This window comes from Flavobacterium zhairuonense (assembly GCF_004352915.1).
Classification (GTDB): Bacteria; Bacteroidota; Bacteroidia; order Flavobacteriales; family Flavobacteriaceae; genus Flavobacterium; species Flavobacterium zhairuonense.
Window position 1 is genome coordinate 334,189 of record NZ_SJSY01000076.1, and the last position, 26,830, is coordinate 361,018.

The 26,830-nt window shown below is 34.1% G+C and carries 19 protein-coding genes; 1 reads left to right on the forward strand and 18 read right to left on the reverse strand.

Going from position 1 to position 26,830, the window contains the following annotated elements; translation table 11 throughout:
• Positions 1 to 130: 130 nt before the first annotated feature.
• The 11 genes from EYY60_RS20525 to EYY60_RS20570 all read right to left on the reverse strand — a co-directional run bounded on the left by EYY60_RS20525 (position 131) and on the right by EYY60_RS20570 (position 18,103).
• Entirely contained in the window at positions 131 to 745 is a 615-nt protein-coding gene (locus EYY60_RS20525) for a YdeI/OmpD-associated family protein (protein WP_132991143.1), read from the reverse strand.
• A 107-nt stretch (positions 746 to 852) separates the two neighbouring features.
• Positions 853 to 1,551 (reverse strand): DUF1826 domain-containing protein, encoded by a 699-nt coding sequence (locus EYY60_RS20530; protein ID WP_132991144.1) that lies wholly within the window; start codon positions 1,549 to 1,551, stop codon positions 853 to 855.
• Positions 1,552 to 1,584: 33 nt separating this feature from the next.
• Positions 1,585 to 2,943, reverse strand: a complete 1,359-nt coding sequence (locus EYY60_RS20535) for an NAD-dependent succinate-semialdehyde dehydrogenase (RefSeq protein WP_132991145.1) — start codon at positions 2,941 to 2,943, stop codon at positions 1,585 to 1,587.
• Between the two features lie 198 nt (positions 2,944 to 3,141).
• Positions 3,142 to 6,252, reverse strand: a complete 3,111-nt coding sequence (locus tag EYY60_RS20540; protein ID WP_132991146.1) for an efflux RND transporter permease subunit — start codon at positions 6,250 to 6,252, stop codon at positions 3,142 to 3,144.
• A gap of 4 nt (positions 6,253 to 6,256) precedes the next feature.
• Positions 6,257 to 6,556, reverse strand: coding sequence for a DUF190 domain-containing protein (locus EYY60_RS20545; RefSeq protein WP_132991147.1), 300 nt, complete (start codon positions 6,554 to 6,556; stop codon positions 6,257 to 6,259).
• A gap of 65 nt (positions 6,557 to 6,621) precedes the next feature.
• Positions 6,622 to 7,632, reverse strand: coding sequence for an efflux RND transporter periplasmic adaptor subunit (locus EYY60_RS20550; RefSeq protein ID WP_132991148.1), 1,011 nt, complete (start codon positions 7,630 to 7,632; stop codon positions 6,622 to 6,624).
• A gap of 48 nt (positions 7,633 to 7,680) precedes the next feature.
• Positions 7,681 to 8,934: a TolC family protein gene (locus EYY60_RS20555; RefSeq protein WP_132991149.1), complete on the reverse strand. Its 1,254-nt coding sequence runs from the start codon at positions 8,932 to 8,934 to the stop codon at positions 7,681 to 7,683.
• Positions 8,935 to 9,219: 285 nt separating this feature from the next.
• Positions 9,220 to 9,867 (reverse strand): porin family protein, encoded by a 648-nt coding sequence (locus EYY60_RS20560; protein ID WP_132991150.1) that lies wholly within the window; start codon positions 9,865 to 9,867, stop codon positions 9,220 to 9,222.
• A 63-nt stretch (positions 9,868 to 9,930) separates the two neighbouring features.
• On the reverse strand, positions 9,931 to 15,990 hold the full coding sequence (locus tag EYY60_RS20565) for a M4 family metallopeptidase (RefSeq protein WP_162847911.1): 6,060 nt from the start codon (positions 15,988 to 15,990) through the stop codon (positions 9,931 to 9,933).
• Positions 15,991 to 16,172: 182 nt separating this feature from the next.
• Positions 16,173 to 16,310 carry a hypothetical protein gene (locus EYY60_RS22340; protein ID WP_162847912.1) on the reverse strand — a complete coding sequence of 46 codons (138 nt, stop codon included), beginning with the start codon at positions 16,308 to 16,310 and terminating at the stop codon, positions 16,173 to 16,175.
• Positions 16,311 to 16,474: 164 nt separating this feature from the next.
• Positions 16,475 to 18,103: a LuxR C-terminal-related transcriptional regulator gene (locus EYY60_RS20570; protein ID WP_132991152.1), complete on the reverse strand. Its 1,629-nt coding sequence runs from the start codon at positions 18,101 to 18,103 to the stop codon at positions 16,475 to 16,477.
• A 209-nt stretch (positions 18,104 to 18,312) separates the two neighbouring features.
• Between EYY60_RS20570 and EYY60_RS20575 the strand changes: the two genes are divergently transcribed.
• A complete protein-coding gene (locus EYY60_RS20575; RefSeq protein WP_132991153.1) occupies positions 18,313 to 18,921 on the forward strand; it encodes a hypothetical protein in 609 nt (202 codons plus the stop codon).
• A 31-nt stretch (positions 18,922 to 18,952) separates the two neighbouring features.
• Here EYY60_RS20575 and EYY60_RS20580 read toward each other — a convergent pair whose 3' ends face one another.
• Genes EYY60_RS20580 through pnuC form a run of 7 tightly spaced genes read right to left on the reverse strand, consistent with a single transcriptional unit; the run spans position 18,953 to position 26,761 of the window.
• Positions 18,953 to 20,308, reverse strand: a complete 1,356-nt coding sequence (locus EYY60_RS20580) for an AMP-binding protein (protein ID WP_162847913.1) — start codon at positions 20,306 to 20,308, stop codon at positions 18,953 to 18,955.
• A complete protein-coding gene (locus EYY60_RS20585) occupies positions 20,295 to 20,876 on the reverse strand; it encodes a hypothetical protein (protein WP_132991155.1) in 582 nt (193 codons plus the stop codon). Before EYY60_RS20585 ends, EYY60_RS20580 begins: the two co-directional genes overlap by 14 nt.
• Positions 20,869 to 22,632 (reverse strand): DUF58 domain-containing protein, encoded by a 1,764-nt coding sequence (locus EYY60_RS20590; protein WP_132991156.1) that lies wholly within the window; start codon positions 22,630 to 22,632, stop codon positions 20,869 to 20,871. The genes EYY60_RS20585 and EYY60_RS20590 overlap by 8 nt, the downstream gene beginning before the upstream one ends.
• On the reverse strand, positions 22,625 to 23,596 hold the full coding sequence (locus EYY60_RS20595) for a hypothetical protein (RefSeq protein WP_132991157.1): 972 nt from the start codon (positions 23,594 to 23,596) through the stop codon (positions 22,625 to 22,627). The genes EYY60_RS20590 and EYY60_RS20595 overlap by 8 nt, the downstream gene beginning before the upstream one ends.
• On the reverse strand, positions 23,584 to 25,176 hold the full coding sequence (locus EYY60_RS20600; protein WP_208749496.1) for an AAA family ATPase: 1,593 nt from the start codon (positions 25,174 to 25,176) through the stop codon (positions 23,584 to 23,586). Before EYY60_RS20600 ends, EYY60_RS20595 begins: the two co-directional genes overlap by 13 nt.
• Before the next feature lie 15 nt (positions 25,177 to 25,191).
• Positions 25,192 to 26,199: an AAA family ATPase gene (locus EYY60_RS20605; RefSeq protein WP_132991158.1), complete on the reverse strand. Its 1,008-nt coding sequence runs from the start codon at positions 26,197 to 26,199 to the stop codon at positions 25,192 to 25,194.
• The gene (gene pnuC, locus EYY60_RS20610) at positions 26,189 to 26,761 is read right to left on the reverse strand and encodes a nicotinamide riboside transporter PnuC (protein ID WP_132991159.1); all 573 of its coding nucleotides are present in this window, start codon (positions 26,759 to 26,761) and stop codon (positions 26,189 to 26,191) included. Before pnuC ends, EYY60_RS20605 begins: the two co-directional genes overlap by 11 nt.
• Positions 26,762 to 26,830: the final 69 nt, after the last annotated feature.

Genomic DNA, 26,830 nt, shown 5'->3' on the forward strand with positions numbered 1-26,830 from the left:
GAAGATAAGTTAAAAAGGAATTTTTAAAGCATCGTTTTCTCATAATCTTTAGAAAAACAAACCCCTTAAATGTTTTTTAAGGGGCTTTCTCCATAATTGTATTTTTTATACAAAATTTAGTTTGTATTGCTTATTTTTTAGATTGCCAAAATCTGTCTTTTCCTTCTGCAATCCATTCTAAAGATTGGGCAATTCTTTTATTTCTGGTTTCATCTGTCTTTGCATCTGCAATCCAAATAATATAATTTTTACGGAAAGATGGCGATTTGCTTTCAAAAATTTCGGTTGCTTTGCCGTCTTTTGCTAATGCATCCATAAACTCTTTAGGAGCTATAACTTCTGCAGATGATTTTTCTTTTACAGGTTTAGGCTTGGCCTTGCCATTTTCATTTAAAACCATTGCTTCTTTAATATATGCCACTAATTTTTCTTTATTTGGCAATTCAGATATGTCTTTAATCTTATCCATATAACCAAACTTTTTACCAGCTGAAACACTTGCCTGTATCTCTTTGTCCTTCATTAATTCTGCCTTATACAAACTAAAAGAACAATGCTGTTTGAAACCGCCCATCATAACTAAATGATCGCCTTTATAAGAATAATGTGGTGTCCCCCATTTAATATTTTCTTCTACTTCGGGACAGGTGCTAAAAATTATTTCACGTAAATTACTAAGAATAGGTTTTGCAAAATCGGCCATTTTTTCAATGTATTCCGTAACGTCTTTATTATAATTTTCCATTAATTAAAAAATTTAATTTGAGATATTTAGCTAAATATTAATCATTATTCGAAGTTAAAACAAATCTCATTAAATACGATTATTCTGATTGTTTAAATTATTGACACTTAACAAATCAACAGCAATCGATACTCGCCTTCATTTTCTTTTGGTGCTCTGTGAATGCAAGGCAGTACTTGTTGTTTGGGATGATCTACTGCCAAGCGCCAAAGATGCATTTTACCTAAATTGATAGGCATCGCATCCTCATTTACTTGATAATGTAGATCGAAATAATTTTCCGTTAAAAAGTCTTCAAATTCTTCCTCCGGCCCATTATGCAACTCTTTCAACTTTGTTCGGATTTCTGGAATTAAAACTTTTTGTTCTGCTTGAGAATTAGGTATAATGTCACTTGAAGTTCCGTGATAAGTACATAAAAAAGTATCTGTTGTGATAGGCGAACGATCGACATGAAACGAATAAACATCAGTCGATATGAAATCAAATTCATCATCACGTTCGTAGCATTTCAGCAAATTAAGAGAAGGTGAAGCTCCAAAATCAGTTAATAATTGCAAATCATTTAGGATAATTTCTCTTGCTTTATTTCCCTTTTCTGAAAGTTGGAGTGCAAGCAGATTTTCAGGAAAAATTTCGGTTATATTTTCTTCTAAAGATAATTTAGCAACAATCTCTTTAAAATCTCCATCCAAATCTCTGTGCCAACATAATGCATTTATTTCCCCTTTGAAATCGGTATGGACAAGCTCAGAAAAAGTGGATACAACGCCTACTTGATTATTGGCAGAAAATTCATTACTCATGATACAACTTAAAGAAACTAATAATTCGACTTTTTAATATTTATTGATATAAACCGTTTTCTTGTTTACAAACTCCTGAATACCATCTTGCGAAAGTTCACGGCCATACCCAGAATTTTTAGTTCCGCCAAAAGGCAATCTCTGATCACTCTTTACTAATTCGTTCACAAACACTGCACCTTCGTTAAATTTTGGCACTAATCTAATTGCTTTTTCTAAGTTTTCTGTAAAAATTGTTACTCCAAGTCCAAATGGACTGTTATTTGAAAGCGCAATTGCTTCTTCTTCATTCTCAAAAGAAGTAATTCCGATCAATGGACCAAAAACTTCTTCTTTAAAAATAGACATATCTGTGGTGACATTTCCCATAACTGTTGGCTCAAAATAAGCTTTGTTCCTTTTGCCTCCCAACAAGACTACTGCTCCCTTGTCTAATGCATCTTGAAGTTGTTTTTCTAGTTCTTCGGCAAGATCAACACGGGCCATAGTGCCAATTGTTGTTTCCTCGTTCAAAGGATCTCCTGACCTAAGTTTGCTTACCTCTTCTAAAAATGCTTTTATGAACTCTCCCGAAATAGATGATTCTACCAATAATCGTTTTCCAGCAATACAGCTCTGCCCTGCATTTTGAAAACGTGCTTGAACGCAAGTTTTAACGGTTTGTTGCAAATTGCAATCTGCAAAAACTACCAAGGCATTACTGCCTCCAAGTTCTAGAACTGTTTTTTTAATTTCACTTCCTGAAACAGCTGCAACAGCTCTTCCTGCAGCTTCACTTCCTGTCAATGTAACCGCTTTGATTTTAGGGTCTCTTATGATTTCTTCTACCATTTTGCTGCCAATAGGCAGATTTGTAAAACATCCCTCGGGGAAACCTGCTTTTTCGAATACTTTTTCAATACTCATAGCACTTTTCATAACATTGCTGGCATGTTTTAAAATTGCAACATTTCCTGCCATCAGTGCCGGAACAGCAAAACGCATAACCTGCCAAAAAGGGAAATTCCAAGGCATAATCGCTAAAACAATTCCTATTGATTCATAACTTACATAACTTTTATATGCTTCTGTTTCAATTACTTTATCGGAAAGCATTTTAGAGGCGTTCTCAGCATAAAAATCACATAAAGCAGCGCATTTTTGTACTTCTGCAATTGCTTGAGTAATGGGTTTTCCCATTTCCTGGGTTATAATTTGAGCATAATCCTTTGAATTTTTCCTCAATTCCTCACCTACTGCTCTCATCAATATTGAACGTTCAGAAAAGTGAGTTTCTTTCCAAATCATGTACTGAGCATCTGCCTTATCAATTGCATTTTCGACCTCTTTTTTATCAAATTCAGCGACTTCATATACAGTCTCTTGATTATATGGATTTATAGACTTTATCATACTATTATTTTTTACCGTATCTATTTAAAAACTTTTAATAAGATACAATTTATTTTTCACATACTAAGACACTGGCTATTTTCAAAAAAAAGACCTGCATAAAGTAGAAATCAAAAGTAGAAAGATTACTGGTAATTAAATAAAGCCGAAAGAAAATAAAACTTTCGGCTTCATAATTTTTATTCTGAAATGTCTATTTCATTTTTTCTCATTCATCCAGAAATATAAAGGCGGAATTAATATTGGAGCAAAAAATAAGGTACTCGTCAATCCACCAATGATTACCGTTGCGAGCGGTCGCTGCACATCAGAACCAATACCTGACGATGTAGCAGCAGGAATAAGACCAACAATAGCGACAACCAGAATCGACAATAAGGCTCTTAATTGCTCTTTTGAAGCGGTCAATACGTTTTCCTGCAAATCATCTTTGCTAAACAATGTTTTTCTGTTTAAAGCTGATACAAGAAGTACACCCGACATTACTGAAATTCCAAAAATGCTCACAAAACCAACACCTGCAGAAACATTAAAGTAATAACCTCGAATAAGTAAAGCCATAATGCCACCTCCTAAAGCAAACAAAATACAACTCATGGTAATCATGGTATGCTGAAAATTTTTATACAGCATAAACAGAAACAAGAAAACCATAATAATTGTTAGCGGAATAGTGAATGCCAATTGTTTTCCTGCTCGTTCCAGGTTTTCATATTGTCCTCCATAAATGATGCTGTATCCTTTAGGCACAGTTACATTTTTCCCTACTTTTTCTTGCAATTCTTTTACAAAACTTCCTTGATCCCTTCCCTTGATATTGGTTCTAACCGTAATCATGCGTTTACTGCCATACCGATAAATATTCGTTTGACCTTCAACAAAATGTATATTTGCCAATTGATTCATTGGGATTAACGCACCATTTGAAGATGGCACCAAAATATCTTTGATTGCGTCAATAGAGTTTCTGTACTGTGGCAAAAAACGAACTACAATATCATAACGTTTTGCGCCATCATATAATGTTGAAATTGTTTTTCCACCAATTGCTACCTCGATCATATTTTGGATATCAGCCACATTGATTCCAAATCGCGCCGCTTGTTCCCTATTAATATCAATAGCCAATTGCTCTTGATCTCCTTCCTGTTCAATATTAACATTATCAGCACCTTGAGTATTTTTAGCAATTTGCGCAATTATTTCTGCCTTTTTTCTCATCATTTCCAAATCATCGCCTACAACAGAAACTGCGAGGTCTGCCGCGCTTCCGTTTACAATTTCCATAACCTGATCAATAATAGGCTGTCCCGAAGAAAATTGTACCGATGGGATTTCTTGCCGCAGATCATTTTTTATTATTTCGACCAAATCTTTCTTAGCAATCGTATCGCTCCAGAGTTTATAATCTTTTAATCCTACTAAAATCTCATTTCTATTAGCAGGAAATGGGTCGGTACCATCATCATTACGTCCTGTTTGAGTTATTACGTAAGATATTTGCGGATACTTCGAAATTATTTTTCTAATTTTTGGAGCATACTTTGCATTTTCTTGTATCGAAATTCCGGCTGGAAAATTTCCTCTTAAAAAGATTGATCCTTCATCTAATGTTGGCAAAAATTCGGTTCCTAATTTTAAGCCGCATAAAATAAATATTGCAACGATCGAGAAGCCAATTACGGTTGTTTTTTTATAATTATTTAAAAATCTGGCTAATGCTTTTTCGTATGATTTAGTCAAATAATCCAACACCGCATTTTTGTGCTCTTTTATAGGTTTGTCTACATCAAGCATTGCCTTTCTATAAACAAACGAAATTAAAACCGGAATAAAGGTCAGTGCTCCGAGCATTGAACCGATAACGGCAAAAGCCAAAGTTAAAGCCATTGGAGAAAACAATTTACCCTCTACTCTAGTCATTAAAAGTATTGGCATGTAAGCCAAAATGATAATGGTTACAGAAAAGAAAATTTCTCTACCTACTTCCTGCGCTGCCTGAAGCGTAATTTGTACAATTCCTTGCTGCTTTTCTTCTGGTGTGGCTGTTCTGTATTTCCTTATAAGATGTTCCGCCATTAAACAGGCGCCGTCAACAATAATTCCGAAATCTATTGCGCCAAGCGAAAGCAGATTAGCCGGAATACCTGTAAGTCTCATCAAAATGAAGGCAAACAATAATGAAAACGGAATGGTCAAAGCCACTACTAGAGCGCTTCTGACGCTTCCGAGAAACAAAATCAATAGTATAATTACAATAGAAATTCCTTCAAATAACGTATGCGCAACAGTTTCCAGCGAATGATCAATCAAGAAAGTCCTGTCGTACATAGGACGCAGTTTTACGTCTTGAGGCAAATCATTTTCCTCCAAATCGGCCATTCTTTCTTTTAACAATTTCAAAACCTCACTCGGATTTTCGTATCTTCTTAAAAGAATGATTCCTTCAACACCACTGCTTACATCTTTTTTATCTTTGGTAACCGTATAACCCATAACACCACTTGGTGGCGGTGGCGTAATTTCGACAGTAGCTACATCACGAACAAAAACCGGCACGCCATTTTCAGATTTAAGTACAATGTTTTGAATATCTCGTTCAGTTTTAATCGCTCCTAAACCACGTACTGCAAAACCTTGTCCTCCTCTTTCAATGATATTTCCGCCTGTGTTTAGATTGTTTGCATCTACTGCATCCATTACGTTTTTGAGCGTAAGATTGTATTTTCTTAGTTTTTCTGGCGAAGTAATAATATGGAATTGCTTTAATGGTCCGCCAAAAGTGGTTACATCTGCAATTCCTGGAACTTGCAATAAGGCAGGTTTTATAACCCAATCCTGCAAATCTCTAAGTTCTGCCTGACTGTAATTTGGCGGCGCTTCGACAACATATCTGAAAATCTCACCAACTGCGGTAGAAAGTGGTGCTAATGAAGGCGTGACACCATCTGGCAATTCAGCTTCTGTAAGCCGTTCTGTCACTTGCTGGCGCGCAAAATAATCATCAGTGCCGTCTTTAAAAGTAAGCTGTACTACTGACAAACCAAAAATGGTTCTGCTTCTTCGATCTAAAACATTTGGCGTATTCTGCAAAGCTCTTTCAATCGGAACAGTAACTTGCTGTTCAACTTCCTCAGCCGCTCTTCCGTCATATTGCGCTACTATGATCACATTGGTATCTGCAATATCCGGATACGCTTCTATTTTTAATTTGGTAAAACACCAAAAACCAATCGACATTAAAACAACGCTAATTGCAATTATAACCCAACGGTTGCGAAGGCTGAATATTAGTAAATTCTTGATCATCTGTTTACCATTTTTCTACGTGATTCGTAACTATAAAACCGCCACTATAGACTTTTCTTAAAGCCGTTAAAGCTGTTTTTACCTTTTCATCTTCATCTATAAAATTGATCAGTAAGGGTATTTTATCAAAACTGAACAAATCATGAGGCCTATTAAGATACCGACTGGCTCCATATCCTAATTTGCCATGAAATACTGTAGCTCCTTCAATTTTGTGTTCGATCAAAAATCGCAAAATATACTCGTACAAAGGCTGTGTTCCTTTTAACTCGTCTTTATCTATATATACTTGTGCTTGTATCATTGTTTCTTTTTTAAAGTGTTAGCAAATACCATTTCCACTCTCTTTTATAGATATAATCTTTATTATCAATACCCAAAACTCAGTCCTTTTAACTGCATAACACCTTTAACTGCTATCGCATCACCGCTTTTTAAACCGCTATAAACAACAATTCTGTCTCCTATTTGATTTCCTATTGTCACTTCTGTACGCTCAAATTCTTTATTGCCTTTTTTTACAAAAACATAATTTTTTGCCTGAACAGTTACTAGTGAATTTTTATCGATACTTATATTATCTCCTTCACTTACGCCAAAAGAAACTGTAGCAAACATCCCGGCCTTAAATTTACCGCTTGCGTTGCTCAGGCTTATTCGCAGTTTCACCATTCTGGTAGACTGATCAATCATATCGGCAATGTCATCAATTTTTCCTGAGAATTTTTCATTAGGAAAAGCTGTGAATTGCACTGTACAATTGTCACCGCTTTTTATTCTGCTGATCTGATTCTCCGGAATATCGCAAATGATAAACGATGTTCCCGCTTTTGCTTTTTTGAGTGCTTCGGGTTCAAATCCTCCGGCTTTCAAATTGGTTTCAAATTCAATCAAAGCCGCTTTCTCATTGGCCAAATTGGTCTGTTCTACAGATAGTGCTGTCTGTGCTTCAAGCAAATCTTTTCCTGTTGCGGCACCATGCGCCAACAAATCTTTAGCACGATCCACTTCTATTTGTTTTTGTTTTATGTTTTTATTCTGAATTTGATTGATATTGGCCAAATGCTGAATAAGCTGGGTGTAACTAGCGGCCAAATCAGGATTTTCAAATAAAATGATATTTTGCGACGCTCCTTCCTGTGATTTCATGACAGTTGCGGAAACTTTTGCGGGAGCCATAATTTGATTATTAAGAACCGAATTTCCTATGGATTCTGTTTCAAAAAAAACAACACTGCTGTCAGTAGGAAATACAATAGTTTTTCCGTTATTCGTAACTTGTGGCATATTGTTTACAGCTTGATCTTGTTTGTTTTCTTTTCCGCCACAGGCATAAAGAAATAATACTATAATACCGCTATACTTTATTAAATGTTTCATGTGTAATAAATTTTATTTTTAATGAATCTCGACAATTATCGCAGATCATTATTGTGCTATTTGATTAATTAATCCTGAAGCGTAAAGTAATGTGATATAGCTTCTCCTATATTCTTGCATAGAATCATAATATTGTTGTTGTATATCGAGCCAACTGCGTTGTGCTTCCAGAAAATCGATAATAGTTGTCCCGCCTCTTAAATAGGAATATTTTACGCTCTTTAGAATATTTTCTGATCTCGTCAGCAATCCACTAAAATTTTCAAGATTGCTTTTTTGAGTCTGATAAGCATTAAACGCATTCGTTATTTCTGTCCGAATTAAAACCTCTGTAGCTTGTAAATTTTGTTCAGCTTGTTGTTTTAAATAACTTGATTTTTTTATTTCACCTTGATTTCTTGAAAAAAATGGAAGTTCGACTGTACCATACAAACCAACATATGGAATTGTGTTTTGCGGATTGTAAATTAATCCGAGTTCAGGTTGCGGATAAGCTAAAGACTTTTGAAGATTAATATTCGTATTGGCAACATCTAAGATTGATTTAGAAGCCAAAACATCGGTTCGTTTATCTAACGCTTCTTGCAAAAAATCTTCTAAATTAGAAGGCAGAACAAATACAAAATCATCATTAGAATCTATATTTATTTCTTCCTGAGTGCCTAACAAATATTTAAGGCTAAGCAATTCGTTTTTAAGATTTTGATCCGCTTTTTTTATTTCTAATGCATATTGATTTGCCAGCAGCGTGGTTCGGTTTAAATCTGTTTCTGTAATTACTTGATTTTTTAAGCGCACTTTATTTATAATGACCAAACTATCTAGATTACTGCTGGCTTTTTTTACTATTTCTAATTGTTTTTGCGCTGCCCAGACATCAACCCATTTCAAACCTACGTCCTGAAAAAGATTACGTTCTATTTCATTGTAGTTTTTTTGTGTCAAAACCGAATTTTGACTTGCAAAATCAATTTTGTTTTTACGTGTTCCTGCAAGTTGAAAAACTTTGCCTAATTGCAAATTTGTTTGCGTATTAGCACTATTTAAAAAACCCGTATTAGGCGCATAATTTTTTTCAGTGGCAATGCCAATGTAATTAAATCCTAAAATTAGATTTGGTCTTAATTTTGCCGTCATAATATCACTTTCAGCAATATTGACATCATAATACTGACCTTTGAGAACGGGATTGTTTTTCTTTGCTGTTTGGAGGGATTTTTGAAGATTATAATTGGTTTGTGAAATTCCATTGACGGAGGACAAACTCAACAAAACAAATAAAAGAAAGTACTGTTTTTGCATAGCTTTATTCTTTATTCATTGTATTATAAATATACGTAAAACCTAATTATCAAACAATTAGAGATCATGAAAATAAAATTCATCATGTATCCTCTTTATCTATCCTAAGTTAAAAATTATCTATTTTTGATTTTTTTTAAAGATGTTTCAAATTATAACTTGGAACATAATTTTTGAAAGTTATTTTTTTGAAGAAGATCAAAAGAGAATTAAGAATAAGCAATAAAAAAAGCCGCTCCTAAAAAGGAACGGCTTTCGAACTATATAAAGAACCTACTAACTCTACTAGTTAAAAAAATAACCAAATGTTACTTGAAAAACTCTATTCTTCATATTGCTGTTAATGATGTAATTGGTATTTGAAGTTGCATCTTTGAATACATCAGTATAAGACATATTGTATCTTGCATCTGCATAAAACCTGTCTTTGAACTGGTAACCTAATCCAAAATTTACTGAGGCATCTACTCCATTCGAATAATCCTTCAAATTAAGATTCTCATAATTTTCATATCCTAAAAAGTTGTCCTGATATTCGTTTTTAGCTTTCAAAAGTATTCCCACTTGCGGTCCCGCCTGAAGACTTAATCCTTTTACAACATAATATTTCAACATTATAGGAATGTTTATGTAGTTTAAACTTACTGTGCTCTTGTAATGTGAATTTTGAACGTCGGCATCAGCATACGAAAACTTCATTCCTTGCTGGCTGTATAGAAATTCCGGCTGAACCGAAAAACTTTTCGCCAAAGGAATTTCTGCCATTAAACCAGCTGTAAAACCTGTTCGGCTTGATGAATTCACTGCATTTTCATCAAAAGTAAGATTGGAAATATTTAAACCTGCTTTTGCACCCAGCTTCACCTTTTCGGTTTGTGCTGTAACTGCTGCACACGCAAAAAGTGTGCATAAAAGGAGCATGGATTTTTTCATAATTTTATTTGTTTTAAGAATGGTGGCTCGATAATCTGAGCCACCATTTTTATCTATATTTTGTTAGTTCTTGATAATTTTAGCTGAGTACTTTTTACCTTGAACAGTACAATCTAAAATGTAAACTCCTGTTGTTAAATCGCTCACACTAATATTAGAAGGCATACTGCTATACGTTTTACTCCAAACTGCATTTCCGTTCATTGAATAAATCTTAAGTTCGGTTTGTCCGTCAACTTTATCTGTCAAGAAAATATTCACATTATCCACAGCTGGATTTGGGAAAACTCTGAATGCATTCGTCAATTTTCCAATAATCAAACCTTTAGAATCGTACTCAACAGACATTCTATCACATCCGTTGCTATTCGTAGTTCTTAGACTATAAGTTCCTTCCCAGATTGTTGCAACTGCTTTTTCTGTCGCATTTGGAATAGGTTTTCCATTTAAATACCACTGATATGCTGTCGCATCATCTGAAGCCATGATTTTCTTGTCATCTAAAACTCTAATTGACGGTTGTTTGTTTTCAAGGATTGTAATACTTGTATTGAAAATTTTACCTAATCCGTTTTCATTATAAACCGTTACATAATAGTCACCGCTTTCTGTTGCTGTGAAAGTTGGATTTGTTGAACCATCGAACCATTCGTAAGCTTTGTAATTTCCTGGATTTAAAACTACTTCTGGTCCACAAACATTGCCGCTTACTAATTCAGATTCAAAAGTGTCAAATGTTACTTTTACTTTTCCTGTAATTGAACAACCATTTTTCAAAACTGCCGTTACAATATAATCTCCAGGTTTCGTTACTTCAATAGCATTTGTAGTTTCGCCAGTATTCCAGATAAATGAATCTGCATCAACTTCTTTACTTAACAAATTAGATTCAGCATTCAAATAAACGCTTTTACCTGCATATCCATGAACTGAAGCATTGTCGAATAATTTAAAGTCTCCAGCTACTCCCTGATAAGTATAGTCTTCGATTGTATTATTTTGAGCAATGATATCGTTTTCTACAATTGCATTAAAATTAAATACATGAGAATCTCCATCAACTAATTTAGGCGTTGTTTTAAAAGTATATTCGATACTTTCTCCCACAGGAATTCCTGCCGCAACAGCTTCTGAAATTTTCTCCGAAGTATTTTTATATTCTAAATTTACCTGAATCGAATTTTCTTTAATAGCAATTTGACCTTCATTTTTCAATCTTACTTTGTATTCATCGTTTCCACAAACATCTTTTGGTGATAAAATCTCCATAGCAACGTCTGTAACTTCTTCATTAAAAATCTTCAAATCATCTAAAACCATATACGAATATCCATCGGCTTTTGCATGTCTAAAACGGAACATTACTGATTTTCCTCTGTATTTAATGATATTCAATGATGCACGTTTCCAGTCAGTATCTCCATAACTTCCTTCTTTATTTCTTCTCCAAAGTTCTGTCCATTCCCCTCCTGCAGCTTTAATATCAACTAATAAAATATCGTTCACATTGCTCTGCATCGCGTAATAAAATTCTACTGCAGATGCTTTATCAGATAATTTATACATCGGCGAAATTACCTCTCCATAATAGTACAAGCCTTCCAACTGGCTATATAGCATTGTTGTTGATGTATCTCCTGTATGATCTTTTTTAGGCACTGACAAGTAAGTATTATCAGCGGTAGTAACAATTCTCCATGGATAGTTTTCATCACTCTGGCTTGAAACAAAACCTTTAGCTCCAAATAATGAACCTTTAGGAACATTTGAGAAATTTTCAAGGCTTAATTCTGGTGCTTTTGCAATAACTTCAAAAGATCCTTTTATAACCAAAGCCTGCTCTTTAGGCTCAGTCGCAGTATATGCCTTTAGTGCGATATCATATTTTCCTGCAGCCAATTGTGGCAAACCATTAACTTTGTAATTAATCGTTTGTCCAACCAATAACTCTCCTGTTTCAGCAAGAGAAATAGGATTTCCTATTGCAGTTCCGTTTTGAGAAATTTGATATTCGATTGTAAATTTATCTACTGTATTATAAGCTGAATTTTTAACATTTACATTAAACTCATGCGAAGGTGCATCTTCATATACTGTTTCTGCAACAACTAAATTAGAAGGTCTTAAATTCGATTTCTTCTCTTTAATTTCGATATTATCGACTGCAAAACCGCTTGCAAATAATCCATTGTCATTGTGCACGAATGCTACTTGTACACAAGATTTTCCTGCATATTCAGTTAAATCTACACCGTATTCCCACCACGCTCCATAATATGGCATGTGAAATACTTCTTTCCAAGTCTGACCTCCATCTGTACTTACTTTTACAGATCCGTCAGAAAGATGCTGTGAATCTCCATATCCATCAAATGATAAGTGCGCTTCTTTGTAATTTGTCAAATCAAACACTGGCGAAATCAACATGTCGTTTGATTCATCACAGTTGCATTTGTCATCATTACTTGCCATAAATTTAGTATGATCAGCAAGAAACCATCCTGGTGATCCTAAATCGGCACGTACTCCGTGTTTCCATCCTGCAGATCCTTTGTTTTCTGAAGTTCTCCAGCCTTTGTATTTAGACGCATCTTCAAAATCCATTTTGTATGGAAGTACAGACACTTTCATATCTTCATTGTTCCAATTGTCGTAAGCAAATACATAAGAATTATTGGCTTGCTTAAGATCTTGCAACATGTCTTCTGGGAAAACAGAAACTGTTATAGTATGCTCTCCAGCCGTTTTTAAATTGATATTCGGAACACTAATTGAAATTGTGTCTTTGAATTTAGCAAAAGTCAAAGTTCTTTTCTCTATTTGAGAAAAAACTACATTTTTTGCAGCATCTAAAACTTTAGTAGTTACATTTACCACTTGGCTTGTTGTCGCAAAATTATTGGTAATTTTAGCAATTACCGAAGCATTAGTGTTGTCAATTGTACATTTACCAGCTTCTAATTTTGCAGCTAAAACTTCAATATCATAAGGAGCATCACTCACACGAATATTATCAATAAACCCTCCTAAGAAACCATCATTATAATCGTCTGTTTTAACATGAAAACGAAGTGCTACTTTTTTTCCTGCAAGAGCATTTAAGCGTATTTGAGAAGGATCTTTTTTGAGAGAATTATTCACTCCTGTAAACCATCCTCCGTCAAATGCTTCGTTATAATGCAATTTTTCAGGGTAGCTTACGTCTTCTACTTTTTTCCAGCTTTTACCTTTATCTTCAGAGTACTCCACTATTAATCCGTCATATCCTTTGTGGAATAAATAATATAAATCGAATTCGGCATAAGGAGAAACAACATTTGTAAAATCAAAGATTGGTGATTCTAATACGAAATCAGAATTAAGAGCCGGTCTTTCATTTGTTTTAAAATCTACCATACCCCACATGTATTGCGATTTAACATCTCTAAATGACGCAGGATAATTTTGAAATATAAACTTTTGATTTGTTGCATTTAATGATTTTGTATTCCATCCTCCTGGCGTTCTTTCAAAACCTTGAACATATGGAAATTGCGTTACAATACCGCTGTAAGCAGCGTTCAAAATACTGTTGTTTGTTGTAACAGGATCTTTGTCGTATGTTACATATGCTTCATAGGTATGCAAACCTAATCCAGATAAATCTACAGTTCCATCAAAAGGAATTTTGATTTCTGATTTTCCTTTAAAAGCAGTTTCTAAAGTAATATCTTTCCAAACAGTAACACTTCCTGGCGTTGTATCTGCATATCCAATTTTTAATTTAGATCCCGCTGGAATATCCTGACAACCTAAGTTATAAAGCGAAATTGCCAAAGTATGATTTGCCGATTGGACTCCACCATTATAATCTGGAATTTCAAGATTTGTTACTTTAATATCAAAATCTTTTTGAGCTATTGGAACAACAATTTGTGAAGTAAAAGTATAACCGCTTTTTTGACCGAATTCAGTAATTGGATTAAGATCTAATTTTACTTCAATATAATTTATGGCACCTCCAGTCTGATAAGGTATTTTGTCTCTAAGTTCTAGAGTCACCTTTTCTCCAGGAGCTAAATCTTTAGGAAAATAAACTTTGCCATCATTAGAGTAAAAAACGATAAGTCTACCTAAAGCACTCGACATTGCTCTCAATTTGTAATTTAAAACTTCATAAGCTTTAATTGGAATAATGCCAGTATTTTCAAAAGTTATATAAAAAGGTTCGTCGCCTTTTAGTTGCCCACATGGCAAAGAAGGATTTTGTACCGAAACGATTGACAACTGTTTATCAGAATAAGCTGCTCCAACACCAATTGCATACCAAGCATTTGTAACTTGTTTGTATTCTTCAGAACCTAATCCGTATAAATCTTCTGTCGCCATTAAAGAGGCATTACGCATATCTCTAAAATTTGAAGAAGGCGATAAATACTCTGTAAGTGTTAAATAAGCGATTTTTTCTGCTTTCTCAAGACCAATTCCTTTAATCTTGTAGCTATTATTAAGATCATTAACTCCTTCTCCACCTTCAACTAAAAGATAATACCAGTAATTGGTAATACCACTGTTTTGGTGCACACCGCCATTGTCACCACTAGCTGCAGGATCTGCCCAATATTGTCCTCCGTAAGTATCTGGCTGGCCAGCTGCTTTTGGGTCGGCCATGCTTCTTAAACTTCCGTGTTTGTATAGTTCATCACCCAACATCCAAATGTCATTTTTTGAATCTTTTCCAGCATAAAGCTCAATAGAAATTCCAAAAATATCACTGAAAGATTCGTTCATTGCACCCGATTCTCCCTGATAAATTAATCCAGCAGAAAACTGTGTTATAGCATGCGTCATTTCGTGACCTGTAATCCCCAAACTTACAAAAGGCTGGTCTATTCCATCTCCAAATTGCGCCCATCCTCCTGTCCAAGAAGCATTTTGAACATTAGTTCCTAAATGCGCCAATGCAAAAATCGTCATCCCTTTATCATCAACACTATTACGATCAAATTTTTCTTCATAATAGTTCAACGTTTTTTGCATTCCCCAATGAATATCAATTGCTGCTTCATCATGGTCTTTATTGTACAAATCATTCCAGTTGTTATCCTCATCGATATATTCTGTAAGTACTTCGTCTGATGCATGCTCAGCATGATTCATATTTAAAGTGTACATTGGCACTTTGTATTTTCCTACTAAGCTTTCCAATCTATAACCATCTGAATATTGCGTTGTTCCAAAAGTAACATCTCCAGCAAATCTTGCTTTTCCTTTACCAACAGCTGGTCTTCCGTCAGCATCTACAGAAGAAGCTGCACGAAGATCTCTGCTTAAATCAATTTTTAAAATTGTTTTTCCAGAGTTTGCATCAACGTAAATAGTCTGGCTAGATTGCGGATTTGTAGCGAAAATATCGTATTTCCAAGCCAAATGATATTCTTTCAATTCAGAAGAAAAATCTGGTCCTACATAAACCAATTCGCCTTCAGGCTTTTTGCTGATATTTTTATTTACCAAAGCACTCATTTTTTTGCTTTGCCAAACATATTCTTTAGCATTTACAGTTCTAAGAGCGCTTTCAAGACCTTGAGAAGCATTGATTTTATAGTTCCCGCTTTCTGGCAATTTTTTTCTGATCTCACCAAAAGCATCAATCTTGGTTTTATTTTCTCTAACCTTGTAAATGGCTCCTTCAACCGGAATCGAATTATGCAATTGCTGGTAAGTTGCTAAAGTTCGGCCGTGTTTATCAGATACCAACTTTAATTGCATTTTGTCTGAACTAGCCAATCCAAAAGCTTCTTTCTTAACTTCAAATATGTTTTTTGACGTTAAGTTTCCAGATTTAGCAAATGACTTTACTTTCGTGATTGAATCTTGAGCAGTTCTTTTACTTGTAGCAGAATTTGCATTTTGGCTAAATAGCTTTTGACTTTCTTGTGCTTGTTTCAATACAGCCTCTCCTTCTTCTTTTGAAAGTTGCTGTCCTTTTATGTTTTCTTCTCGAATTATTAAAGAATTACTATCGTCAGTTTCCTGAATAGCACTTTGATCATTAGTTTTCTTAGAAGTTTGATCCTTTGTCTGACTTGCAGTGGGCGATCCAAGCGCCGTTTGCACATTACCTGATTTGCTTTTTGACAAAGGTGACTTTGATTGGGCTATTCCTACGGAACTGACCAAGAAACCTAGCAAAAGAAACAAATACCTGGGTTTAGTGTAAATTTGGTTCATTTTTAAAAATTTAAATTAGTATTAAGGTTGCATTGTTAATAAGAGTGGCACTTTAATTATTCGTATAAAATCATAAAAAACATTGTCTAAAATCAAGTGGGCGTTTGATCTTTAGAATCTGGTTTCGTAATTTTTTGTAGAATTTTTAAGAGGGCGCTTTTTTTGGTTTCTGCTTCCTCTAAAAGTTCTTCCAAACTTTTAAGAGGGGCATTTTTTTTCTTCGCATTCATTTAAAATTAACTTCTGATATTTTTTTGGTAAATATAGAAGTCGAAATTGCTGCCAATAAAAAAAGGACTAATGCAAAAACACTCTTAAACAAAAAAAGAGCACTTAAGTAGCACTCATTTTAAAATAAAACCAACTGTACCAATTAGTTACAATTAAAATTATTTTACATTGTTTCTCCCTTAAAACTGTTTAAATAAGTGGAAAGATTTACTTTTTCGTTCGTCAAATCAAACTTTTTGCGCAATCTGGTTCGCGCATTTTCGATTGATTTAAAGGATTGTCCGGTAATTTGAGAAATCTCTTTTGTTGTTAAATCTAAATATAGAAGCGCACAAAGTCGGCGCTCTTTTGGGGTAAGCGATGGATAATCGATAGTAAGTTTATCAAAGAAAGATTTGTGAACCTGCTCAAAACTGATTTCAAACTCTTTCCAGATATCCGTATTCAAATCTTTTTCTAAACGCTTTAATACAATATCAATCGCCTGCTGTAATTCTTTATTGGGCGTTTTGAGTTTGATCATTTTTAAATCGGTCAAAATTTCATTGATATTATCTGTGCGGTGAATTTCGGCCATGGCTTTGCCTACTAAAACCATATTTTTGGCTTCAAGGCTTTGGTTAAGTTCTTGCTGTTTTGCTTTAAGTTTCTCTTTTTCGAGCTGGCTTTTGATATTCTTATTTCGGTATTTTATCAATAAAATAACCAAAACCAAGATTCCAACAACCAGAATCAAACCTACAACATAGTACTTAAATCGCTTTTGCTCTTCCTCCAGCGTCCTAATTTTATTTCGGACTTTATAATCTTGTTCCAGCCTGATTCTTTCCAGATTTACAGCCTTTTGCTCAATATTAATACTGTCGCTAATTTTATTGTACTGCTCAAAATAATAAACTGCATTTTTATAATCTTGTTTGCTTAAATAAGCATGATACAACATTTTGTTCAGTCTCATTGCCGAAAAGCCAAATGATTTAGCTGCATCCAATTCTAAAGCTTGTTTTGCATTTAAAATAGCGTTGTCAAACTTCTTTTCCTGCATGTTATACTCTGAAAAAGATTCATGAACAAATGCCTTCAGAGAGTTGTCTTTACTAGAATTAAGCAACTCAAAAGCCTTCTCAAAATTAAGATCTGCATTTTTATTGTCTTTCTTGAAAACATAAGCTCTTGCCAAATTGGTATAGATATAAATACTTAGTTTGTTGTCTTTTAATTTGTTGGTCAGTAAATGCGCTTTCTGATAATAATACAAAGAAGAATCTGGATTTTTGTCTAAATAAATTGTTCCAATATTATTTAAAATTTTTACCAGTTTAACGGGATCATTTTTTGCTTTTTGATATTTATAAACATGAGCAAAAAATTGTAAAGCTTTTTCCTCATTATTGCTTTTTGCATATAAAATAGCGAGATTGTTTTCGATTCTGGCCGACTCCGGAACATTATTCATTTCCTTGTAAATATCGTAGGCTTTTAAATAGTAATCCAACGAAACATCTAAAACATCTTTTGAATCATAAATTTCTCCAGCAGTTATATAAACGCCCGCCAAAGCTAAATCTGGCGCGGATGCTTTCTTAGCTTCGGCTTCTGCCAATTCGATATACTTTACTGCCCTTTCCCAATCTGAATCTTTTAATTTTAAAGCGATTTTTCGGCTTAAATCTACTTTCTTTTCGTGATTGTCAATAGCATTCAAACTATCGATCATTTCTTTTGTTGAAGATTGAGAATGAATCGATAAAGAGAAAAAAAGGAGAAAAATGGAAACTAATCGTGGTATCATTGCTAAAATATCTTAAAAGATGTTTTTTAATTAGGCAAAATAAAGTGTTCTGAGGCTTACAAAAAAATACTGTTATGAATTTAACATAAATATGCTATTTTCGAAAACAACAAATCAAATCTTAAGTAAAATAATTCTATCTTCAATCCCAACCTTTTTTGCTAAATTATACTCTATACGATAAAGACCACATATAAAAACAACAAATTATGTTATTAAAGGCATTTAAAGAATACTGCGTAAATAAGAAAAAAAGAAATGAAAAAGGTCTTAAAATAGGATATTACATTTTATTTATCCTAATAATGGCGCCACTTATGGCGTATAACATTTTTATGACAACAGAAATATTTGTTCCTGAACAAGTAGAATTAGCAAATCCAAAAGATTTATTTTCTGCTGTTATTTCTGAAATCTCAAAATTTGAAGAAAAATCGGATACTATTTATATTTCAAAATATACTGCATATGCAATTTGTAATGTGGGAGTGCCAATCAAAACTCCATATGAACAGAAAATAGAACAGATCGAAGAAAGAAAAAAGCCAATTCTCGATATTGATAAATCAATGGACAATTTATATTTCATTAATAACAAAGTAATTATCACTGGGAGAACAGGAGTTAACAATCCTTTTATTTGTAATATAGCCAAATATAGTTTTGACAATAAAGACAAAAAACTATTTCATCTTCAATACAAAATCATCAACAAAAATAAAGTCGAAGTTTATGTTTACACTAATATTCAGCAACAAATATGGAATTTCATTTTAACTCGAAAAAAGGATAAATGGGACATAAAGGTTGTAAAATAATTGAAGTCAAAAATTTACCTTCAAAAAAAAATTATATAAACACCAAATCTGAAGAATACTTCGTCTTTTCTACTGCATTATTTTGAGCTATTTTTTGAATTTCTGCATCAATTTCAATATCATTTTTAAAAATTGAATTTAATGCGTCGACAATTTCTTTTGATGTAATTTCGTTAGAATAACCAACAAACTCAATTGACTTATCTTTTCTTTGGTGCATCTTGAAACCAGCCAAAGGAAGTTCAGACAACCGATTAGAAATATCAATATTATTGATTTTCAAATCTGATTTTGTTACAAAAACTACTGGATTTCGTGCTTCTAAATCAATTAAAAACGGAATACCATTTTCTATTTTTAAACTGCAAAAATCGCCCGTTCTGTAACGAATCAAAGGCAAAAAAGGATTACTGCCTCCGGTTACAACTAATTCGCCTCTTTCGCCATCTGGAAGCTTAGTGTCGCTGTGTTCATCAAAAATTTCCAGATATAAATCGGGACGAATAACTTTGTGTCCGATTTCAGTTGCGAAGGCAATATTTCGGCACTCTGTCATGGAATACAGGTCGATCACGGGACATTTAAAATAATCTTCTAATTTGCTTTTGGCGCCTTTTGTCAGCTTCATTGCTGATGATATTAATGCCTTTGGATATATTTGAGGCTTTAAATCCAATAAAGCTGTAAAGGCAATAGGATCGCCTGTCAGGATTTCTGGATTGTATTTTTCGAGGTATTTTTTAGCATCGTCTGGATGATTCCAATCGGACGGATTTAGATTTATTTTTAAAATACCAGCGCCTTCTAGATACGTTGATAAAGAAGCATAGGTCAATGTTGTTTCTTGAGCACAAATTAATGCAATTGCGGTTTTGCTGTTACTTTCACTAATCGAAATATTGAACTCTTTGAGAACAGATTGGACTTGTGGCAACCAACTTGCCTGAGAAACCGAATCAAAAAGTACATCTAGCTTCGATCCTGTTGATCCAGAAGTATGATATACTAGGAGTTCTTCTAAATTTGCTTCATTCGAAACAAATAAATAAGGAAACTTTCGAATATCTTCTCTTGAAGTAGTTGGAAAAACATCGAAATCATTTCCTTTATTCTGATAAAAAGGCACTGTTTCAATAGACCATTTAAAATAATCTGCCAGCCAAATTGGAGTTTGCCCTTCGTTCCAAAATACTTTATTTTCATAATAATTCTTTTGGTAAGCTTTCACTCTTAAAAGCTGTTCTGCATTTAATCGGTCACCGCTTTTAAAATTAAATTTTGGTGCAAAAGCATCTTGTCTAAGTTCATTTAAAAAACTTAAATCATCAAGCAACGGAAAACGTTCCTTGTCGGTTAATGCTATTTGTGGTCCATTATTCGCGTCCATAAACATTTGCTGCTTCACGGGCTTTTTGTTCCGCCATTTCTCTTTGAATTCTCATGATTCTTTCATGCGCTTCATACGATTCCTTTAAAACTCTATAACGCTCTTCACTGTTTATCGAAGACAATTTATCTGCAGCTTCATTATGATTTTCTCCGTACGGTATAATTTCGCAACAATATAATAGCAATCTTACCATTTCTTCTGCGCGTTCGTCATCAGAAATCCACTCATTATGTTTTACATATACAGTAGTTTTAAGCAGTTCTTCAAACCAAAATTGATGTAATTTATTTTCTATTTGAGGATTATTTACAAAATCAGGATGACATAATAACCAAGTCGAAATGTGAATGGCTCGCCAATGATTGTCATCAACAAGTTTTAAATCAAAATTTGACGGATTTTTAAAATCCTTTTTCAAAAAATTATTGCTTACAATTCGGTAAGTATCAGCAATCAAGGCAAGTGAATTTAGTCCGCCTTCTTCAAAAAAATCAGATGATCTTAAATAAGAATCTGGGCATTTTCTTAGATGTGCAACCAGTTCAAAAACATCATATTTAGACATAAGCATAATTTTGTTGTGAAAACTCAGCTGCAAACTTTAAAAGTTCAGCCTCATTTGTGACATAATAAACATTCCACCCCATTTTTACCAATCGAATTACCAAATCTTTATTATAATCAGGCGGCGAATGCAATACTATTGTTCCGTGTCCGCCGGCGTTTTTTAAGGCAATTTCGGCTAATTCCCAATTTGTTTGTTTGGTGTGCGTATCAGCATCCAGCATGCTAAAAATATCGTTATCAGTAACAATTACTATATGTGATTTTTTATTTGGTTTTACTTCAAATGGTTTTCGTAATCGCTCAATTCCGTAGGCATAGCCGGTTCCTAAATAAGAAGTCAAAGTGGTTAGCAAATCGGTTTCATCTGTAATAAAACCATCGGTTTCCAAATAACTTCCCGGTTCGCCAGAAAGACATCCCATAACTGAAGCTCCAGCACGCAAAGCAGATAATCCAATAATTGTAGCTGCCAAAATTGGCCAAGAAAAGTTATGTCTCGGATTTCCCATCGAACCGGAACAATCAATACCAAGATAAACATTCAACGGCTTTTTTGAAATAGAATTATCTGAATCCGAACCATAGGTTCTTTTTTGAGTTGTTAACCCTGGAATAAGTTCTGGCGACAAAATTGCCGATTGCAACCAATCTACTTCTTCAATAGAATCGCCAATATCCCAGGTTTCTAAGCCTTCTGGCAAGTCAAATGATACATTTTCAGAAGTTTCTACTGGAAAATCGATTAAATGTGGTAAAGCAATTTCTTTGTAATAAGCATTGATCAAAGACTGTTCATCGGCATTTGGATTGGCTTGTTGCATCAAATCAATGTAATTTCCGGGCCCCATATAACCATTTCTTGGTCCATGTCCGCCAAATTCATTTTTTTCGATACCTAAACTTTCCTTTTTCTTTTTATCGTCGCTTTTTTCTTTTGAATCAATGGCTTCTTTTCGCATATCAATTACTTCATCGTAACCTTCTAAATCGAGTTTAGTCAAACCTGAAATGTCCATTGCTCCTTTTCCCGAATCTTCGGCGTCTAAAAGCACTAAAATCTTTTTGCGGGCATCTTGAAATTCTTTGTCATCCATCAAATAAGGATATAACATTACGGCAAAGCGACCGCCACCATGAATCCAATTTTTTGAATAACTTCTTATCAAGGAAGCCAATAACGATGCATCTGAATCTATTTTCTTGCTATGAAGCGATAATTTTGTTGCCAATTCTCCACGATTCAATCGCCATAAATATTCATAAGTACGCATCATCAGTGTCCAGAATTCTGAAAAACTTTCCTCTGAATTAATCGCTTTATAAACTTCTGACATTCTTAATTTATTGACACGTTGCAACTTATCATTTATCAAGAAATCTTCATATAAATTAGCCACCATTGGCGCTCTATCTTCTATGCTTGGCAATCCAAAACGAATTCTATTTAACAAAACAGCATTGTCATATAAATTTGCAGGCGTAAAAATATGATGCCCAATTTCATGCGCGAGCACTTCTAAAGCATAATCGGTTATATTGCGTTCTACAACTTCTTGCAAATTAATCACAATGCGATGATCTGTCAACCGAATCATTGCAAAACTGCCTGTAAGACCTTCTTTATGTGCTTCTTCATTTGATAAACACCAAATAGGTTCTTGCAAACGCAACATAGGATTCCATTCCAATTTGGCTTGTTGCCAATGTGATTTCCATACTGCGAGCGTTTCTTCTATTTTGGATTGATTATGCATTTCCAAGGCTGTATAAATATATAAAATACGAATTCTGCAAGGTAAAAACCAATGTATCTGGCGTTGCTACTACAGATGAAATTGCTTCAGTGTCTATTTCATTAGCTTCTTTTCCAAGCCATTTTTCTAAATTAGAAATTCGTTCAGAATTCGATGTTATCTCTATTGAATCAACAGTATTAGCTGGAAGCAAGATTTTTCCAAATTGATCTGCAAATAGTGCATAACTGCTTTTTGAATCGGTGGCGAAAATATATTCTCCAATTTGTGCCAACACTGGAGGATCTTCAAAAAAACCTGTCATTCCTATAAAACCGCCTTGAACTCCTTCAAATTTTGTTTTATTTTCTGACCACGGATTTTCAAAAATTTGTTTCGCATTTTCAGATGAACCAATAACTTTCACAATTGTTTGCTGCAGGCTTTCTGAAAGCTTTTCAAAATCAGATTTTAAACGAATTCTTAAATGTGCCAAACCGCATTTCCACGCATAAATTCGTCCTACCGTTTTAAAATCTTCTAAAGTTTTAATCTCGGAACTGCTGTTTCCTACAAGTTTGCACCACTGTATTGTTTTTTCTGGCGCATGAACTTCGAGATTCAAAAGAACATCATGCAACAACGAAATAGTTTTTGTTGGAAATTTAACCGCTAAATTCGGCATTTGAGCTAATAACAACCAAGCTTCTTTGTATTCATCATTATAACGAATTGCCACGCCGCTTCCAATTAGTTTCAATGATTCCAAATAAAGTGTTTTTACAACCTCATGAATTTTTTCTGGAGCGTTATTGAAGGCAACAACTTCTTTAACAATTGGTTCTACAACTTCGACCATCCAATTGGCAATACTATGAGAATCTAAATTTCCATATTTTATTTCGCCTTCATTGTACCATTGATTGTATAAGGCACTTTTGTCGCTTAATTCTGAAATTAGTGGCTCAAAGCTTATTTTTTCCATTGCAGCCATCTTTTGTAATTAGTGTAACGTTGGTGCAGGTATTTCAATTTCAAAATATCATCTGCTCTATATCCATAAAGCTTTTTCTCCTGAGACCAAATCTGAAGCTGTTTTTCGATATTTAAAAGTCGGTTATCGATTTCTTTTGAAGATATATTTTCAAGTCCTTTTTTGAACTCGGTTTCAAATTTATCAACCGGATCATTTCTGTCTAAATCCTGACTCACATATTCATCACAAGACAAATCAAACAATTCGCGCAGCCATACAATTCTGTCCACTCTATATACTTCGTGGCCCGCTTGATCAAAAAATGGAGATTCTAAATGTGGCGTCAAACTATCATGCAAAACAAATGGCAAAACTTGTCTCACATCTTCTAATTCTACTTTTTTATTTCCTCTAAAATAAGCCATCGCTTTAGAAAACATCAATAAAGTCATTATTTTTCTAACCGATAAACCATTTTTAGCCTGTGAACCTAAATCTTTAATTGGGTCTTTTCCTGTTTCTTTTCTAAAAAGCGTACGCATGTCAATACCCGACAATTTTGCCGTGTCTTTTGTCATATATTCCAATCGATTCGACGCAGGTTCAAAAAACTCAAATTGGCGACAGAAAAACTCAATGCGCTTGCGTAGTTCCGGCTCTATTTGTACCGCTCTAATTTGTTTGTTTATCGTATTGAGCTCTTCTTCAGTAAAAATAATTTCTTCTGGAATTATAGATTCTGGCTTAAAGTTGAGTTCTATACGTTGCAATAAATCGTCAATAAATCTTGTATTAAAATGCATTGCTCTAATTACAATATCGATCCTGTCTTTTAAAGCTTCAATGACTTGATACGTTCCTCCTCCCGCATCGTCATTGGCAGTCAAATACCAAGCGCCTTCTGGACATTCATAAATCTGATCGAAGATTTCAGCATAATTATCAGCCAAAACCGTTAATAAAGCCGATTGTGTTCTGGTTGGAATTCGGTTGTATTCATCAATGATTTTCACTCTCATTCCGAGCCATTTTCTCCAAGCTATTCTGATATCTGAAGTTTTCTCCGCCTTTACCATATCTGAAGGCAGTGGATGCCCCAACAAATCTGAAATTGTCATTTGAGGCTGACCATGCTGAATGGCGCGCATGACATCTTTTTTATCATATCCCGCCAACAATCCCATCAATACTGATGTTGCTGTTTTTCCGCGACCTGGACCACCAACTATAAGGCATTTTCCTAATGCGGCCAAATTCAATAACGGCATTAAAACAAAACTTGAATAACTTTGATCTGTTGGCAAGTAAACGGGTACTTTGCTATCTCCAAATAAAAACTTTTTAGGATCACCATCATTGAATTCTATATCATAATACGGACTGATAACGGCTGTATTTGTGATCCAAAAATAGGCTTGACGCAGTTTTTCATCCAAAGCAACTGAATCCTTAGAATCGTTTTGGTCTGTATCGCTTGAATATAAATCTTCTATCTGAAATTTGGTAGTTTTATGTGTATCTTGAGGGTTTGTAGGCGATTCTGGGACTTTCTTAAAAAATCCCATTGTTTTATTTATCAAGTCAGACATGGTTATATTTTGTTTCTATGTTAGATTAAATTTACTGTTTTCTTTAGCAAACACAACTTTTGACACCTGTTCAATTCTTTCTTCAATAGCGCCTCGAAGCACATAATATTTAAGATTTCTAGTGTTCAAATCGTCAATTATTTTTTCTTGAAATTCTTTTCTTTTCACATCGCCAGATCTGTCCCAAGTATCATCATATGGAATATCAGTATCACATACAAAAATAATATCGTGTCTGGTTTCGGCTTTTTTGGCTAAATCTTCCAAATCAGAAAGCGCTTTTCCATGATAATCAAGCGAAAACAAATAAGTCGTAATAGCATTAGTATCAGAAAACAAAAATTGATTCGACTGCAATACTAGAGCGTCTTCTCTTTCGATATGAGTTTCGGCTATTTTTAAAAGATCTTCTAAAGTGAGTCTTTTATTAATTTGATGTTTTTCCCAATATTCTCTTCCATATTCAGGCATCCATTGCGTATTAAAATGGGATGCTAATTTTTCTGCCAAAGTTGTTTTTCCTGTTGATGGCGCACCAAGCAACACCACTTTTGTAATCAAATCTTTGTATACTTTAGGATGAACAAATTCCTTATTTGCAAAAGAATCATTTCTGATTTTAGTAGCCGAAATTGGAATGGCATGTCTATCCATATCAACTTGTCTGTTCATTGCTTTTAAGACAATACTCATGTGCTCGCCGTAAGGTTCGCTAGAATAAAAATGGGAAACTGTACGATTGCCTAAAATAGACAAAACATAATCTTCCTGAATTTTCATAATCTCGGCTGTATATCCGCTATCATTAGGTGAATTGGTGCCTTCGATAACAGTAATTTCCGGATATATTTCGCGTATCCAGCCAGCTCGTATTGACAACGGAATATTGATTATAGGATCATCATAAACTAGTACAATCAATTCATCAACTTCCTTAATGGCAGTTTCGATTAATAGCTGATGTCCTTTATGGAAAGGGGCAAATTTGCCTAATGTCAATCCAACGGTATTTTTAACTTTCATAACTTAACTCTTGATTATATGCTTTTTTCCATTCAAAATAACCTGCAATTGCCATAATTAAGAAAAGAACATATAATATTGCTGTGAAATAGAGGTCTTTATAACTGTATACGCCAATAGCCATTATGTCGACCGATATCCAAAACAGCCAAGATTCTAACACTTTTATTATCATCAAATATTGCGCAACTAGGCTGGCAACCATTATAAAAGCGTCAATATAAGGACAAGATGCATCGGTTCTTGTGTCCATAAAATACCCTACCAAAATTGACATAAAAACGGTTAAAGCAACCCATGCAATTCTTTTTGTAAGCAAGGTTATACGTAACGTATCATGATTAGCACCGCCATATTTCCAACTGTACCAGCCATATCCCTGCAGAAATATATAAATGATATGCAAAATCATATCAGAATATAATTTTGATGTATAAAAAACAAAGCAATACAACATCACCTGAATTAAACCAAAAAACCAACACCAGATATTCTGTCTGATGGTAAAATAAACGGCTAAAAAACCGAAAATAGCGCCAAAAATTTCTATAACTGTATCCATAATTGTTGATAAAGATATAATAATGAATTGAAATTTTAGAAAGCAAAATAGGTTTTTTGAAGCAGTATT

Excerpts from the sequence above, each read along its gene's own strand:
- EYY60_RS20545 (WP_132991147.1), bottom strand. The coding sequence starts at position 6,556 with ATGATACAAGCACAAGTATATATAGATAAAGACGAGTTAAAAGGAACA.
- EYY60_RS20555 (WP_132991149.1), bottom strand. The coding sequence starts at position 8,934 with ATGCAAAAACAGTACTTTCTTTTATTTGTTTTGTTGAGTTTGTCCTCC.
- EYY60_RS20590 (WP_132991156.1), bottom strand. The coding sequence starts at position 22,632 with ATGCATAATCAATCCAAAATAGAAGAAACGCTCGCAGTATGGAAATCA.
- EYY60_RS22340 (WP_162847912.1), bottom strand. The coding sequence starts at position 16,310 with ATGAATGCGAAGAAAAAAAATGCCCCTCTTAAAAGTTTGGAAGAACTT.
- EYY60_RS20585 (WP_132991155.1), bottom strand. The coding sequence starts at position 20,876 with ATGTCTAAATATGATGTTTTTGAACTGGTTGCACATCTAAGAAAATGC.
- EYY60_RS20550 (WP_132991148.1), bottom strand. The coding sequence starts at position 7,632 with ATGAAACATTTAATAAAGTATAGCGGTATTATAGTATTATTTCTTTAT.
- EYY60_RS20580 (WP_162847913.1), bottom strand. The coding sequence starts at position 20,308 with ATGGACGCGAATAATGGACCACAAATAGCATTAACCGACAAGGAACGT.
- EYY60_RS20525 (WP_132991143.1), bottom strand. The coding sequence starts at position 745 with ATGGAAAATTATAATAAAGACGTTACGGAATACATTGAAAAAATGGCC.
- EYY60_RS20595 (WP_132991157.1), bottom strand. The coding sequence starts at position 23,596 with ATGGAAAAAATAAGCTTTGAGCCACTAATTTCAGAATTAAGCGACAAA.
- EYY60_RS20540 (WP_132991146.1), bottom strand. The coding sequence starts at position 6,252 with ATGATCAAGAATTTACTAATATTCAGCCTTCGCAACCGTTGGGTTATA.
- EYY60_RS20535 (WP_132991145.1), bottom strand. The coding sequence starts at position 2,943 with ATGATAAAGTCTATAAATCCATATAATCAAGAGACTGTATATGAAGTC.
- EYY60_RS20530 (WP_132991144.1), bottom strand. The coding sequence starts at position 1,551 with ATGAGTAATGAATTTTCTGCCAATAATCAAGTAGGCGTTGTATCCACT.
- EYY60_RS20560 (WP_132991150.1), bottom strand. The coding sequence starts at position 9,867 with ATGAAAAAATCCATGCTCCTTTTATGCACACTTTTTGCGTGTGCAGCA.
- EYY60_RS20575 (WP_132991153.1), top strand. The coding sequence starts at position 18,313 with ATGTTATTAAAGGCATTTAAAGAATACTGCGTAAATAAGAAAAAAAGA.
- EYY60_RS20600 (WP_208749496.1), bottom strand. The coding sequence starts at position 25,176 with ATGTCTGACTTGATAAATAAAACAATGGGATTTTTTAAGAAAGTCCCA.
- EYY60_RS20570 (WP_132991152.1), bottom strand. The coding sequence starts at position 18,103 with ATGATACCACGATTAGTTTCCATTTTTCTCCTTTTTTTCTCTTTATCG.
- pnuC (WP_132991159.1), bottom strand. The coding sequence starts at position 26,761 with ATGGATACAGTTATAGAAATTTTTGGCGCTATTTTCGGTTTTTTAGCC.
- EYY60_RS20605 (WP_132991158.1), bottom strand. The coding sequence starts at position 26,199 with ATGAAAGTTAAAAATACCGTTGGATTGACATTAGGCAAATTTGCCCCT.